A 14,504-nucleotide genomic window follows, 5' to 3' on the forward strand; every position below is an offset into this window, starting at 1 on the left:
ATGTAGGCCCGCAAGGGAGCAGCCCGCCAGGCAGCCTTGACATCGCGCGTCACCAGCTTTAGTTAGTCGTGTAGCTAATTTAGTCAAACAACTAAAGCCTGGAGGCAACCGATGCGCGTCTCGTCCCTGAATGCCGTGAATGTGTCCAAGGCCGTCCTGATGGTGGTTCCCCTGCTGGCCGCGCCCGTGCTGGCGGACGACGCGGGCGAGCAGATTCCCGCCAGCGAGCGCGAGCGCCGGGCCGCGCTCCTCATGGAGGTGTCGCCGCCCGCCCTGGACGGCTCCATGTACGGCATCCGCCTGGACATCGCCCCCTCCATGGAGGGGCCGTTCTCCTTCGGGCTGATGGGCCGCGCCGGCCAGTGGGGCAACTCCCTTGGCGCGAAGACGCGCTTCGACGGCGTGGGCCTCACCGAGGTGAAGCTGAACTACGCGGTGGGCGTGGATACCCGCTACACGCTGGGCTCCTTCGCCAACGGGACGCTGCGCCCCTTCGTGGGGCTGACGGTGGGCGTCGAGGAGTTCGTGAGCCGCACTGGCGACGGCCCCTCCGAGGCGGCCACGACGGCGGCCTTCGTGGAGCCCGCGGCGGGCCTCATGTGGCGGCCGGGCGCCGGGCGCGTGGGCCTCTCCGCGCGCGTCGGCCCGGGCTTCACCTTCACGGATGTGCGTGACTTGGAGCTCCGCGCCGGCGACCTGCGGCTGAAGCCGGTGTACCCCACGGCCTCGCTGGGTCTGCTCGTCGTCCTCTAAGCCATTCGCCATGCCTGGCGCCCGGCTTCGGCCCGGGCTGCCAGGCGGCGCGGCGGGACGTCACCGCCCCGAGGACCAGGAGTCGCCGGTGATTTCCATGACGAACGGCAGCTTCAGAAGCAGACCCACCTGGGTCGACTCCCGGAAGCCCCGCAGCTGGGGGTCGTACATGCCCTGGAAGCTCGCGTAGCCGGCGACATACGCGATGGTCAGCAGGCCCCGCACCTGGAAGCCGCCACCGAAACGTCCCCGGCTCAGCTCGCCCACCACGCCGAGGTCCAGCCCTATCGGCCCCCAGCCCACCTCTGGCCCGAGGCTCATGCGCGTGGCCCGGTTGGGCAGCGAGTGCACGAGGTCCACGTAGCCGCCAAGCCACACGAGGTCCCTCGAGTTGAGCTTCACCATGCTCGCCTCGACTCCCAGCACCGGGTACAGGTTGCCGGTGGGGAACAGCTCATCCGCGGCCTCGGGCTCGTCACCGCCCATGCCCAGGTTGAGGCCCATGGACAGGAACGTTCCGTCATACGGCCGCGTCGCCAGTTGGAGCCGCTCCGGCTTCGGCTCGCGGCCCCGTCTCCCTCGCCGGGCGGCCTCGCCGTCCGTGGAGACCAGCCCCACGCCGAGCACCAGCCACGCCGCGAGGAACGACACCGCGCTGCGCGCACGGCACGGCCACTTCGAATCACCAGGACGGCTCATGCCGTCATGATGACGCCATGGGCCTCCTTGCACACCGGGTAGGGGCGGACCCGTCGGCGTTGGAGTCCGAGCGGGCCAGCCGTGCTCCTGCTCAATCGTCACGACCTCGCGCGACTCCAGTAACAGGATGACAAAGAGGTTGACGTCCGAGCCCTGCAGCGGGCTGGCGTCGAACGCCGCGCGCACGTCCTCCGCCCCGTTGCCGCAGGTGGCGAGCAGCCGCGCTCTCATCGGCCTTCCTCTTGGGGTGGGCTTCGAGTGGCGGCGGTGCCTGCCCGCCCGGCCCTCGCCGCGCCGGGCGGCACGAGGTTGGGGGCCCGGACGTCGGGGCACATGATATCTTCAATTTCATGTCTGCACTGGACCGCCCCCGGGCCGCTCACTCCTCGCCGGAAGTGAAGGGGGAGCAGCCCTGGACACAGGAAGCCGAAGCCGAGGACGGCGGAGACGAAGCGCTCCACGTGACGCTGCCGTACGAGCATGCACGACGGGCCTACGACGCCTCCACCGTGCGCCGCTTCCGGCTCACCGTGGCCGAAGGCCCCGGCGCGGGCACGATGTGGGAGTCCACGGTGGACACCTGCTCGGTGGGCTCGCACCCGCTCAACGACTTCGCGCTGGATGACTCCACGGTGTCGCGCTTCCACTGCGAGGTGCGCATCGGCCCCCGAGGCCCCCAGGTGAAGGACCTGGACAGCCTCAACGGCGTCATCGTGGACGGCGTGCAGGTGGTGGAGGGCGTGCTGCGCAGCGGCAGCCTGCTGCGGCTGGGACGCGTGGTGCTGCGCTTCGACTTCAGCGCGGAGAACAACCGGCTGCCCCTGTCGGAGAGCACGCGCTTCGGCACGCTGGTGGGCGCGTCGGTGGCCATGCGCGGGTGCTTCGCGATGATGGAGCGCGCGGCCGCGCGCGACGTGACGGTGCTGCTGGAGGGCGAGACGGGCACCGGCAAGAGTCAGGCGGCCCTCGCCATCCACCAGGCCAGCCGCCGGAGGGACGCGCCCTTCCTCGTGGTGGACTGCGGCGCCATTCCCGCGCACCTGCTGGAGAGCGAGCTGTTCGGCCATGAGAAGGGCGCCTTCACCGGCGCGCTCCATCGCCGCGTGGGCGCCTTCGAGGAGGCCGTGGGCGGCACCGTCTTCCTGGACGAGATTGGCGAGCTGCCCGCGGAGCTGCAGCCCAAGCTGCTGCGCGTGCTGGAGAACCGGGAGATCCGCCGCGTGGGCAGCAACACGCATCTGCCGGTGGACGTGCGCCTCGTCGCCGCCACGCACCGGGACGTGCGCGCCGAGGTGAATGCGGGGCGCTTCCGCTCGGACCTGTTCTTCCGGCTGGCGGTGCTGCGCATCTCCCTGCCGCCCCTGCGCCAGCGTCCGGAGGACCTGCCGATGCTCGTGGAGGGCATCCTCGACTCGCTGGGCGCGGACCGGGAGCGGACCGGGGCACTGCGCACGCAGGACTTCATCGCACGGCTGAGGCACGCGGCCTGGCCGGGCAACGTGCGCGAGCTGCGCAACTACCTGGAGCGCTGCCTCGTCTTCGAGGAGGCCGTGGACCTCACCGAGGAGGAGGCGCTGCACGGAGGCCCGCTGGAGGTGGACCCCTCGCAGCCGTACGCGGACCAGCGCCGCCGCATGGTGGACGACTTCGAGCGGCGCTACCTGCGCGCGCTGCTGGAGAAGCACCAGGGCAAGGTGGCCCAGGCCGCCGTCACCGCCGGCATGGACCGCGTCCACCTCTACCGGCTGCTGCGCAGGCACGGCATCAAGCCGTGAGCGTCAGCGAGAGCCGGTGACGCGCAGCCGGCCCTCCAGGACTCCGGGCTCCGTGACGAAGCCCGGCTCCAGCCCGCGCAGCGCCGCCTCCGTGACGGTGAGTCCCGACTCTGGCGACGCCGCCGCCCACGCGGGCAGGTGCAGCAGTCCTCCCCCGCCCTCCTCCGTGGGCAGCCGGGCCACGTGGACGGTGACGGCCAGCTCCACCCGCCGGGTGTCGTCGGAGGCGTCCCCGTCCTTCACCAGCGCCAGCGCCGCGGACAGCACGCGCTCGCGGACGGCCCGCTCACACGCCTCTTCCTCGGGGAGCGTGGCCAGGGCCAGCACACAGCCGCTTCCGTCGACCCGCACCTCCAGGCCGGCCTGTCGCGCCGCCGCGCCCGCGCGCTCCAGCAGCGCGTCCAGCCGCTCCAGCGAGGCCACGTCGGGCGTGCCCTGGAGCCGGGCCTCCGCGTACAACGCCACCGCGTACCCCTCGCGGGCCGGCGCGCGTCCGCCCCGCACCGCGTCTCGCAGCGCGTCCAGCAGCGCGTCCACGTCCGGGTAGCGGTCCTCGCGTCGCTTCGCCAGGCAGCGAAGCACCACCGTGTCCAGCGCGGCCGGCACGGGGGCGCGCTCTCCCGGGCGTGGGGGCGGCGCGTGCAGGTGCTGCTCCTCCACCTCGTGCCGCGTGGTGCCCTGGAACGGCGGCTGCCCCGTGACGAGCTGGAAGAGGAGCACGCCCACCGCATAGAGGTCCGTGCGCGCATCCGGAACCTCGCCTCGAATCTGCTCGGGCGCCATGGACAGCGGAGTGCCCAGCGCCACGCCGGTGTGCGTGAGCGTGGAGGCCCCGGGCGAGTCCGGCGTCAGGCCCTTCGCCACGCCGAAGTCCACCAGCTTCACGTGGAGCGCCTCGCCCCGGCCCGACAGGCGCACCACGTTCTGGACCTTCAAGTCCCGGTGCACCACGCCCGCGCCGTGCGCGGCCCGGAGCGCGGCGCCCACCTGCTCCAGCACCTCCAGCGCCTCGCCGGGGGACAGCGGCCCGCGCGCGGCCAGCTCCGCGGCCAGGTCCCGGCCCTCCAGCCACTCCATGGCGATGAAGGCCCGGCCGTCCGGCAGCTCCCCGTGGCCGAGCACCTCGACGATGTGCGGGTGGCTCAGCCGCTGGAGCGTCGCCGCCTCACGGCGGAAGCGGCGCAGCGCGATGGTGGCCAGGGCCGCCTGCGGGTGCAGCACCTTCAGCGCCGCGGGCGCGCCCGTGCGGGTGTCCTTCGCACGGTAGAGCGTGGAGACAGGCCCCCGGTAGTGGACGCGCTCCACCACCCAATGCCCCACCAGGGCACCGGCCCCCAGCTCCTCACCGTAGAGTGGCTCTTCTCCGCCTGGCACCTGGCACTCCCGGGGTGTGCGCCGCTACGTCCGCTCGCAGGTCGGCGCGCCCGTGCGCGGCTGCACCGTGTCGCACGCGGAATGGAGGAAGGTCGTCACCGGGTGCTGCCACACGTTCCCCAGCGTGTCCTGGCACTGCTCGTAGTCCCTGTCGCCTGTCGTCATCGGGCCTTCCTGGACGGCGCACCTGCCGGGCATGGGCGGGTTGAGGGACTTGAAGCACGCGCCCGTCACCGTCGCCGCGCAGTTGGCGTTGGCGCCCGGCAGCGCGCAGACCCGGTTGGAGGAGTAGGCGGCCCCGCTCGCCCACGCCGGGTCGTAGCAGGAGAACATCCGCGTGTAGATGGAGCCCTGAATCTGCACGTCGGCGCCCACCACCACGTACCGCGCCTCCTGACCCTTCCCGTACTGCACCACCTCCACGTTCACTCCGCGAGCCAGCGCCTTGGAGTCGAACACGTTGCCGTAGAAGGCGCCCTCGCGCTCGGCATACACCTCCGTCTCAGCCAGGCCGTAGCGGACGACGCTGTCTGGCGACACCGCCACGTCCGGGAGCAGGACGCTGGTCGTGCTGGCCGAGAACGGCGCCGCCATCACGCTGAAGTACTGCCCTGCCGTGCAGGTGAAGGACACCACCGGCACCGGAGACGCTCCAGCACAGCTCCCCGTCGCCTCACCGAGGTTGCGCTCGTCGTCGTGGTCGCAGCCATTCACACCCGAGCACACGCGGAGCACCGTCTGCATGTTGCTGGAGCCCAGCACGGGTGCGGGGCCGGGGCAGGACGTGAGGCCGCCCGCCCCCACCTGCACCAGACCGCTCGCCGTGCAGTAGCCGATGCCGTCCGCCGTCCAGCCGCAGTCACGCGCGGGCCCCTGCTGCGTCGTCGGGTTGCACGACAGGAAGCTGTCCAGCGGCTGGCCGGTGGCCGGGTGGTGGTCGGCGGGACGCGTCTTCGCCTCCAGCGTGTAGATGTTGGGCCCCGTCGCGTACGTCCGGTGCTCGCCTCGCATGGACAGCTCCACGCGGCGGCCCAGGGCGTTGTTGCGCGCGAGGAGGCACGAGGAGACGCGCTCCAGGCAGTCCGGTGTCGGCACCCCGCCGGCCCACGCCGGGCAGAGCCCTGCCTGGCCGTACCACTTCCGCGGGGTGTAGGTCAGCGGGTCGAACCAGTTGATGAAGTCGCCCTGCTTCAGCGCGCAGCCCACCAGGTACGACATGAACTGCTGCGCGTTCGGGTCTCCCAGCCGCCTGCGGGTGTTGACGTCCCCGCTCACGGGGTCGAAGAGCGACTGGAGGGATTGCAGGGACAGCTTCCGGTTGGAGTCGATGTTCGCGGAGATGGCGTTGAGGACCAGCGCCTGCGTGGTCAGCGAGTTCGCGATGCGGATTTCCGACTGCTGTGTAGAGGGCGATAGGGACCCGTCCTCATCGTGAATCGCGGTTCCACAGCCGGCGAAGGCAAGTACCAGCAGGGACACAGGGACCAACAGGGAGCGACACGAACGGATGGCCATGGAGCTTTTCTCCAGCGGAGTCTGGGACATGGACGGGATGTCCCGGAGCAAGCACGTGCCGAGCCAGCATCCGGAAAACCACTGTTCACCTGAAGAACGGCCCTGTCCCCCACCCTTCGTTTGTAGCGCGGAATGCCACAGGCGCGGCGGGTTGTGACGTCTCGCGCTACAGGGCGCACAGGGACGCCCTCAGGGACTCCAGGCGCGGGCGCCACAGGGGAGCGCCCTCCACGGCGCGCTCGGCCCGCTCCAGCCAACCCTGGGCCTCTTGTTTGAGCCCCGCCTGGAGCGCGCCCCGGGCGGCCTGGAGGATGATTTCCGCCTTCTCGTCGTCCGACGCGTACGTGGCCGCGTCCTCTACCAGTGCGTGCCAGGCCCGCGAGTCCGGAGCCGCGCCGCCCGGCCGCGCCTCGCGAACCTGGAGCTCGACCAGGCGACGCATGACGGCGGTGGGAGGCAGGGACTCGGGAGCGCAGTGCGTCTCAATCCATCGGAGCTGGCGCGTGGCCTCGTCCAGGTCCCCCAGCGCGGCGCCGATGCGGGCGAGGAGCAGCGCGTCCACCGGCACCGGGTGCTCGCGGAAGAAGCGGACGCCCAGCTCGTGGACGCGGCGGGCCAGCGGCAGCGCCTCTTCCAGGCGGCCCTGCATGTAGAGCACCTCCGCGAGGTTGAAGGTGGACCAGCGCTCCACCTGGGCGTGGCCCAGCTCGCGGCCCAGGGCCATGGCGCGCCGCAGGTCCTCCTCCATCCGCGCCACGTCGCCCAGGCGCAGCCAGAGCAGCACGCGGTTGATGAGGGTGGCCGCGAGGTGCAGCGCGTCGCCGGCCTCCTCGCAGCGGACCAGCGCCTCGTCGAAGCGCGTGGCGGCCTCCTCCGTCCTGTCGAGGAACGTCAGGGCCGAGCCCAGCAGCGCGCCGGCGACCACTCCCGTCTCGTGCTCCCGGGCCAGCTCCGCGCCCTCCACCGCCGAGGTGAGGATGCGCGCCGCGCTGCCCCACTCGCCCTGGCGGATGTGCAGCCGGCCCCGGGCCAGGGTGCAGCGCAGGGACAGTCGCGGGTCATCGAGCTGCTCGATTCGCTCCAGCGCATCGCGCGTGCACGAGGTGGAGCCGTCGATGTCCTCCATCCAGTCGCGCGAGGTGGCCTCTTCCAGCAAGAGGTCCACCTGCAGGGCCACGTCCCCGCGGGCCTCGGCCAGGACTCGCGCGGAGGCCAGGTCGGCGAGTCCCTCGCGGAAGCGCTGGAGCCGGTGCCGCACCCGTCCCCGCCCGGCCAGCGCGCGGGAGCGTCGCTCAACGTCGCCTTCTGGAAGCAGCGCGAGCGCGCGGGTGTAGTGCTGCTCGGCCTCCACGGAGAGGTGGGCGCGACGGGCCTCTTCGGCCAGCGCGAGGAAGGTGGTGGTGGCCTCCTCGTGGGCGCCACAGGCCGCGGCATGGTGGGCGCGGCGGCGGCGCTCGGCGAGGCCCTCCTTCGGGGTGGCGCGCAGCGCGGCGGCGTGCAGGGCGCGGCGCGTGGGCGGAGGCAGCAGGGCTTCCAGGGCCTCGCGCAGCAGGGGGTGACGGAAGACGAAGCGGCCCGGAGCCACCGGACGCAGCAGCCCCGTGCGCGCCAGCCTCTGGAGGCCCGCCCCGGCGTCCAGCGAGGCGACGCGCCCGGGCTCGTCCTTCGCGTCGAGGTGCCGCAGCGCCGCGTCCACGCGGGACACCTCGACCTCCGTGCCCAGCACCGCGCACAGCCGGGCCAGCACCCGGTGCGCCTCCGGCAGTCCAGCGAGGGCACGCGCGGCGAGGCGCTCGAAGAGGGGCGTCACGGAGACGTCCAGCAACGCGTCTGGCGCGATGTACCAGCCACCACCGGGGGAGGCGCGCAGCGCGCCCGCCGCACGGAGCGCACCGGCGAGTTCCACCAGCGACAGGGGCACGCCCTGCGCGAGTTGCTCCAGGCGAGCCAGCACGGGCTCGGGGATGTGCTCGGCGGGGAGGAGCAGGCGCAGCAGGAGCGCGCGGCTGGCCTCGGGGGACAGTGGAGGCAGCGCGTGGTGCGCGACACGGGCGCTGCGCTCGCCCAGGTGGGGGCGCAGGCCCAGCAGCGCGGGCCGTGCGGCGATGCAGACCCAGAGCGGTGCCCGTGTGCCGGCGAGCGTGGCGACCTCGAGCGCGTCCAGGCTGGTGGGGTCCGCGAGGTGGCCGTCATCCACCAGCAGCACCAGGGGCTCGTGTCGCGCACGCTCACGGAGCGCGGCGGCCAGGGCACGCGCGGCGGCATGGCGCACGTCCGCGAGCGGCGGCGAGCCTCGCTGGCGGAGCATCGGCAGCGCGGAGGCCTGGCCCGATATTCCGACGGGTGGGCCTCTGCCGTGTCGCGGCGCTCCGCTCTCGTCCATGTCGGCGGAGTCCAGCTCCGCGATGGCGGCCTTCAGCGTGTCGTGCAGCGACTCCTGGGTGACGGCATCCGGCGCGGGCGCGCGCACGCGGACCACCCGGGCACGCCCCTCCTGCTCGAGCCGCGCGGCCAGCGCCTCCAGGAGACGGGACTTGCCGTGGCCCACGTCGCCAGTGAGGACAGACAGTCCGGGCACGCCCTCGTCGAGACAGCGCGCCGCTTCGTCCGCCAGCGCCGCCACCGAGGCTTCACGTCCGGACAGAGGTGGCGCTTCGGATGAGGACGAGGACGCGCCACCGTCGTGGAGCCGCAGGCGCAGGCTGCCGACGCGAAGCGTGGGGCCATCCGCGGGCACGGGCTCGGTGGCTCCCGGGCCAAGGCGCGCGGAGGCCGCGGCGGTGACACGGACCTCTCCGCCAGAAAGGTCCTCGGGCCACCACTCCGCGAGCGCCTCCAGCGCGGCGCCCGCCACGCGCGTCGTGGTCACCCCCGGGAACACGTGCAGCTCCGCGAGGTGGAGGACGGCACCTCCCCTTCCCTCCTCCGCCACCCTGCGCGCGACGAGCGCGCCCGCGCGCAGGTTCGCCTCGGCCGAGATTGACTCGGAGAAGGCCACGACGTAGCCGCCCGCCCGCACCCGCGCGAGCGTTCCTCCCTGCGGCTCGACAGCCGCCAGCAGCGCATCCACGGCCAGCCCCGACCGGATGCCCAGCAGCGCCACGGGCCGCACCCCGATGCCCAGGGATGAGAGCACCGCCACCGGCGCCGCGACCGAAGGCGAGACTCCCACCGCCGAAGCCTCCTCACGGCACGCGGCATCGAAGGCGGAGAGCACGTCGCCGGCCCGCGCGAAGCGCTCCTGGGGTGACTTGGCCAGGCACCGGCGCAGCACCTCGTCGAGCGCGGCGGGGACGCCCACGCGCTCCGTGACACGCGGAGGACGCAGGCTCACATGTCCGTGGCGGATCTCCTCGGAGCCGCCGGTGAAGGGCGGCGCGCCGGTGAGCAACTCGAAGAGCAGCACCCCGAGCGTGTAGAGGTCCGAGGCGGTACCCGCCTCACGCGCATCGAGGCACTGCTCGGGCGCCATGTAGATGGGCGTGCCCAGCCGCTGTCCCACGGGAGTGAAGCCCGGGGCCTCCGCGTCCGGCACGGCTCCGTCTCCAGGCTCGTCGAGGAAGCGCGCGAGGCCGAAGTCGAGCAGGCTGAGCGCGCCGCCCTCGCGCAGGAAGATGTTCTCCGGCTTGAGGTCGCGGTGCGCCAGGCCCGCCTCGTGGACACGCGTCAGGGCCGAACACAGGCCACTGAGCAGCTCGCGCACGCGCGGCACGGAGGCAGCGCCGGTGCCCGGAAGCGCGGCCATCCATGCGGCCAGCGTCTGTCCATGCAGGTGCTCCAGCACGAGGAATGGCCGGCCCCGGGCGGTGCCATACTCAAGCAGCTCGGGCGCGGTGGGCGGGCCCACGCGCCGCAGTGCGGCGGCCTCGCGGGCGAAGCGCTCATGGTGGGGCCCCAGGCCCAGCTTGAGGGCCACCTCGAGTCCGTCCTCGTCGCGGTACGCGGTGAAGACGCGGGAAAAGCCACCCCTGCCCAGCAGGGCAGCGCAGGTCAGTCCGGGCACGTCCGGGAGCAGCAACGGCTCGACGGAGTGGCCAGCCGACAGTCGCTCACCATGCACGGGACACGCCGCACCGGTGGCGAGGCGGCGATGGCAGACCGGGCAGCGCATCGGAGGACGCCCACGTTACCAGAGGGCCTGTGCCAGGACGATGGCGACGCCCACAAGTCCCTCGCCCGCGATGAGCCCCGAGGCCAGCGTCACCACCCCCTCGCCAGCGGAAGGGCGCAGGCGCCGCGTCACGGCCGCGGCCAGCGCCCCCAGGAAGAACCCCAGCGCGGTGGAGAATGGCGTCAGGCAGGCCAGGCCCATGCCCAGGGGCGACGGCACCCACTGGCGCGCCCGCTCGGGGAGGCGGCGCTCCGCCAGCGTGAGGAGGATGGCGGCCAGGCCGGCCCACAGCATGGCGGCACGGGTGGCGGGCCCCAGGCTGCCGACACCCGTGGACAGTACCTGGGCCACGCTGGCCGTCATCGCGGCGACGGGCGCGGGGAAGCGCTCACTGCCCAGGACGGAGCGGTCCGGCACGAGCAGGTAGAAGAGCGGCACGACGGCGGCGGCCCCCACCAGGGCGCCGAACAACTGCGCGAGGAACAGCCGTCGCGGGTGGGCGCCCAGCAGGTGTCCCGTCTTGAGGTCGCTGAGGAGGTCCGCCGCGGCCGAGGCCGAGTTGACGGTGATGCCAGCGGTGGCGAGGTTGGCCTCCACGTTGCGAGGCAACAGCACGCCGAAGGTGAGCTGCGTCACCTGCTGGAGCGGGCCCACGGGCGTCGCATCCGTCTCCCCGGTGACGCGGCAGGCGATGAGACACAGGACGAAGGACAGCGCCACCGCGAGCGCCGCGTGGGCCACGGGCACGCCGAAGCCGACATGCGCCACGGCGAGGATGGCCGGAGTCAGCACGGCCACGCCCACCAGCACCCAGCGCCCGGGCACCTGGAGCGCATCCACCGGGTGGGGCGCGGCGCGGCGGCCGGAGAACAGTCCCCGCAGCGCACGCCCGAGGACCCGGCCGTCCAGGGCGAAGTGCAGCAGCGAGGCCGCGGTCAGCGCGGCGGCACCGGGCCAGAGGCTCCACCCGAGGAAGCTCTCGTCAGCGGGGACGATGCCGGCGGCGAAGATGCGCGGCGCGACGACGCCGTGGATGAGCAGCGCGCCCAGCAGCCATGAAGCGGTGAGGCGAAGTCCGAGGAGCGCGCCTCCGCCCAAGGGCAGCAGGCTCGTCTCCAGCGCGAAGCCCAGTTGCTGCAGGGGCATGCCCCCGAGCGAGCCGGGAAACGGGAACGCATAGGGAAGGCGGCCGAGCCCATCCCGGACGAGGGTGACGAGGCCGGCCACGAGGCCCCCCACGCCCAGCATGCGCGTGCCCGAGCGGGCTCCGGTGCCGGGAGCATGCAGGGCGCGGATGGCGACAGCGGCGGCGGTGCCGGTGGCGAACGGAAGCTGCTCGTGGTCCACGAGCCGGCGCTTGAGGGGCACGGCGAAGAAGACGCCCAGGGCGGACAGGAGGAAGGTCCACGCGAGCAGCGCCCAGCCCGGCGGGTGACTCCCGGTGGTGAGGAGCCACGCGCCCTGCACGGAGATGAGCGCGCCGCCCGTGGCATAGCCGGCGGAGGACGCCACGGCCTGCGCGCAGCACGTCTCCAGCGGGGACAGCGGTGCGCCCGAGACACCCGGCGCGAGGCGCCGCAGGCCGCCATGGGTCGCATGCGCGAGCAGCGCGGCGGTGATGGCGATGGGGAACACGATGGCCAGCTTCAACCCCGCGTAGAGGTTGGTGGCGCACGTGAGGGCGCCGATGCCGCTCCCCAGCAGCACGGCGCGCAGGGTGAATTGGGGAACGCGGTCCGCCTGGTACACCTCGCGAAGCCAGTACGTGTCCGAGTCCTCGGGCGTGTCGCCGGGGATGGTGAGCAGCGCCAGCGGGGCCGGCGTCGGCGCGTCTTCCTCGGGTGTGGGGCGGAGTACGGGCTGGGCGGCCATGAGCCCCCCATCCTTCCACCCCACGCCCCCCGGGGACGAGCCCCCCTCCCGCTCCCCTGGACTGGGACCAGGCTACAGCCGCCGCACGGCCATCATGAGCAGGTACCGGTCCGACGCGCCCGGCAGGTAGCGCTCCAGGTGGAGCCCATCGGGCTGGAAGCCGAGTTCGTCGAGGAAGCGGAACATCCGGTGTGCGGCCAGGTCGTCGCGGAGGGTGCACTCCAGGGTGGCGAAGAGCGTGGGCGGCACGTCCTGGCGCCGAGCGCCCTGTGGCACCCGCCGCCCGGGCTTGAGTCGGAAGCCAACCTCGCCCGAGAGCTGTCCGCCCACCACCTCCAGCGTGCGGACGTAGCCACTGGTCAGGATGGGGAGACCCCGACGCTCCAGCTCCTTCTTACACGTGGCCACATGGGAGAGGAACGGCAGCGGCCCCTCCGGCGCGCTCACGGGGAACCAGGTGAGCATGGACGGCTCCGCCCAGTGCTCCAGGTGGACGCGGGGCTGCGACGCCTTCAACCCCCGCAGGTACTGGTCCGCTACCTGGAGGGAGAGCAGCCGTGCGGACAGGTCCTGCCGCCACGTGGAGAGCATCGCCTCGCGAGCCCGCCCGTCCTTCCGGAGGAACTCGCGGATGGCGGAGATGGGGATGCCCGCGGCCCGCAGGCTGCTGATGAAGCGGGCATCCCCCACCTGGGCGGGGGCATAGGCGCGGTAGCCATTCTCGCGCCGGGTGGCGGGAGACAGCAGTCCCTTGCGCTCGTAGAAGCGCAGCGCGCTCGGTGAGATTCCGCTGCGGTCCGCGAACTGGGAAATCGTCAGCATGCGGCGGCATTCTCCTTGAGCTTCAACCTGGTTCAAGGTGCAGGGTGGGGAGCATATGAACGTGTCCATCGTGTCCCGAGGTGCAATCCGACTGGTCGGCATCAAGGTGGTGGGCCGGCGCAGTGAGCTGAGCCACCGCGTGCCCATGGCCTGGCTCGAACTCGTCGCGCGTCAGGACGCCATTCCCCACGTCGTGGACCGAGACGTGTTCCACGGCGCCTTCCCGGAGAGCGACCACCTGCGCGCGAGCGCCGACGGCGTCTACACGTACTGGGCCTGCACCGAGGTGAGAGGGTCCGACACGCCGCCGGAGGGACTGCACGCCCTGGTGCTCCCCGCGAGGACGTACGCGACGGCGCGGGTGCAGGGCACAGCCGAGGCCATCGACACCGCCTACCTCGGACTGGCGCGATGGATTGACGAGCAGGGGCGCCGCCTCCACGACGAGGCCCTCGCGCTGGAACGGTACGACCAGCGCCGGCAGAAGGTGACGCCGCCCTACGGGCGCTTCGACTACGACATCCTCAAGCCGCTGTCGGACGAGTAGTTCTCCGCATCCCCTACCCGGAGGCGGGCGGGCGCGAGGGCATCACTGCTGACAGCTCCTCCGCGCGAGGCAGGCCCTCCACCGCGCCGAAGCGCTCCACCACCCGCGCGCCCACCTCGCACGCGAAGGTGGCCAGCACCGTGAGCTCCTCGCGCGAGGCGCCCGACAGCGCCCGCGCGCTTCCGTACCACCGCACCAGCCCGTGCAGCAGCGCCGCCACGAAGCCATCCCCGGCGCCGGTGGTGTCCAGCACCGTCACGCGGGGCGCGGGGACATGGATGCGCTCGCCCTTCCACAGCAGCACCGCGCCCCGCTCGCCCAGCGTCACCACCGGCAGCGGGATGCCCAGGGCGGCGAGCCGCGCCAGCGCCTCGTCCGGTGCCTCCGTCCCGGTGGCGAAGCCAATCTCCTCCTCGGAGAGCTTCACCACGGTGCACAGCGGCAGCATGCGTCCCAGCTGCCCCTTCAGCTCGCTCGGGTCCTCCCACGCGTGCAGGCGCAGGTTGGGGTCGCAGCTCACGATGCGGCCCGCGCCTCGCGCCACCTCCATCATCCGCAGGGTGGCCTCGCGGGCCTCTTGCCGGTGGAGCGAGTTGGAGCCGCAGTGCACGGCCTTCGCCCGCAGCAGGAAGGCCGGGTCCACGTCCTCCGCGCCCAGGAGGAACTCCGCCGAGCGCGTCCGGAAGTACGTGAAGCTGCGCTCACCGCGTGCATCCAGCGAGATGAACACCAGTCCGGTGCGGGCCTGCGCCGTCTGCCGCAGATGGCTGACGTCCACACCTTCCGAGGCCAGGCGCTCGCGCAGGAAGTGGCCGAACTCGTCGGAGCCCACCACGCCCAGCATGGCCGGCCGCAGTCCCAGCCGGGCCAGCCCCACCGCGACGTTGGCCGGCGAGCCGCCCGTGCAGGGGTGCCAGGCCGGCACGTCGCGCACGCGCTGGCCCGGAGCGGATGGGAGGAAGTCCACCAGCGTCTCGCCGAAGCACACCACATCCAGCGGCGGCACCGTCCCCTCGCTCATCGCTGCTCCAGGTCC

At 72.8% G+C, this 14,504-nt stretch carries 10 protein-coding genes; 3 read left to right on the top strand and 7 right to left on the bottom strand.

Annotated elements, in window-relative coordinates:
- Nucleotides 1–111: 111 nt before the first annotated feature.
- Entirely contained in the window at nucleotides 112–753 is a 642-nt protein-coding gene (locus tag G4D85_RS26205) for a hypothetical protein (protein ID WP_164016717.1), read from the top strand.
- A gap of 60 nt (nucleotides 754–813) precedes the next feature.
- Here G4D85_RS26205 and G4D85_RS26210 read toward each other — a convergent pair whose 3' ends face one another.
- On the bottom strand, nucleotides 814–1,683 hold the full coding sequence (locus tag G4D85_RS26210) for a hypothetical protein (RefSeq protein ID WP_164016718.1): 870 nt from the start codon (nucleotides 1,681–1,683) through the stop codon (nucleotides 814–816).
- A gap of 119 nt (nucleotides 1,684–1,802) precedes the next feature.
- Here G4D85_RS26210 and G4D85_RS26215 point away from each other — a divergent pair, with 119 nt between their 5' ends.
- On the top strand, nucleotides 1,803–3,227 hold the full coding sequence (locus G4D85_RS26215) for a sigma 54-interacting transcriptional regulator (protein WP_164016719.1): 1,425 nt from the start codon (nucleotides 1,803–1,805) through the stop codon (nucleotides 3,225–3,227).
- A gap of 3 nt (nucleotides 3,228–3,230) precedes the next feature.
- Here the strand turns inward: G4D85_RS26215 and G4D85_RS26220 are convergent, their stop codons facing one another.
- The 5 genes from G4D85_RS26220 to G4D85_RS26240 all read right to left on the bottom strand — a co-directional run bounded on the left by G4D85_RS26220 (nucleotide 3,231) and on the right by G4D85_RS26240 (nucleotide 12,921).
- A complete protein-coding gene (locus tag G4D85_RS26220) occupies nucleotides 3,231–4,601 on the bottom strand; it encodes a serine/threonine-protein kinase (protein WP_164016720.1) in 1,371 nt (456 codons plus the stop codon).
- Nucleotides 4,602–4,625: 24 nt separating this feature from the next.
- Nucleotides 4,626–6,116 carry a hypothetical protein gene (locus tag G4D85_RS26225; RefSeq protein WP_164016721.1) on the bottom strand — a complete coding sequence of 497 codons (1,491 nt, stop codon included), beginning with the start codon at nucleotides 6,114–6,116 and terminating at the stop codon, nucleotides 4,626–4,628.
- Nucleotides 6,117–6,282: 166 nt separating this feature from the next.
- On the bottom strand, nucleotides 6,283–10,227 hold the full coding sequence (locus G4D85_RS26230) for a serine/threonine-protein kinase (protein ID WP_164016722.1): 3,945 nt from the start codon (nucleotides 10,225–10,227) through the stop codon (nucleotides 6,283–6,285).
- A gap of 15 nt (nucleotides 10,228–10,242) precedes the next feature.
- Complete coding sequence (locus G4D85_RS26235; RefSeq protein WP_164016723.1) at nucleotides 10,243–12,099, bottom strand: OPT family oligopeptide transporter; 1,857 nt, start codon at nucleotides 12,097–12,099, stop codon at nucleotides 10,243–10,245.
- Nucleotides 12,100–12,171: 72 nt separating this feature from the next.
- Nucleotides 12,172–12,921: a MerR family transcriptional regulator gene (locus G4D85_RS26240; protein ID WP_164016724.1), complete on the bottom strand. Its 750-nt coding sequence runs from the start codon at nucleotides 12,919–12,921 to the stop codon at nucleotides 12,172–12,174.
- A 55-nt stretch (nucleotides 12,922–12,976) separates the two neighbouring features.
- Here G4D85_RS26240 and G4D85_RS26245 point away from each other — a divergent pair, with 55 nt between their 5' ends.
- Nucleotides 12,977–13,468, top strand: a complete 492-nt coding sequence (locus G4D85_RS26245; protein WP_164016725.1) for a GyrI-like domain-containing protein — start codon at nucleotides 12,977–12,979, stop codon at nucleotides 13,466–13,468.
- A gap of 13 nt (nucleotides 13,469–13,481) precedes the next feature.
- Here the strand turns inward: G4D85_RS26245 and G4D85_RS26250 are convergent, their stop codons facing one another.
- Nucleotides 13,482–14,489, bottom strand: coding sequence for a carbohydrate kinase family protein (locus tag G4D85_RS26250; protein ID WP_164016726.1), 1,008 nt, complete (start codon nucleotides 14,487–14,489; stop codon nucleotides 13,482–13,484).
- Between the last annotated feature and the right edge of the window lie 15 nt (nucleotides 14,490–14,504).

Source organism: Pyxidicoccus trucidator, assembly GCF_010894435.1.
Lineage (GTDB): Bacteria > Myxococcota > Myxococcia > Myxococcales > Myxococcaceae > Myxococcus > Myxococcus trucidator.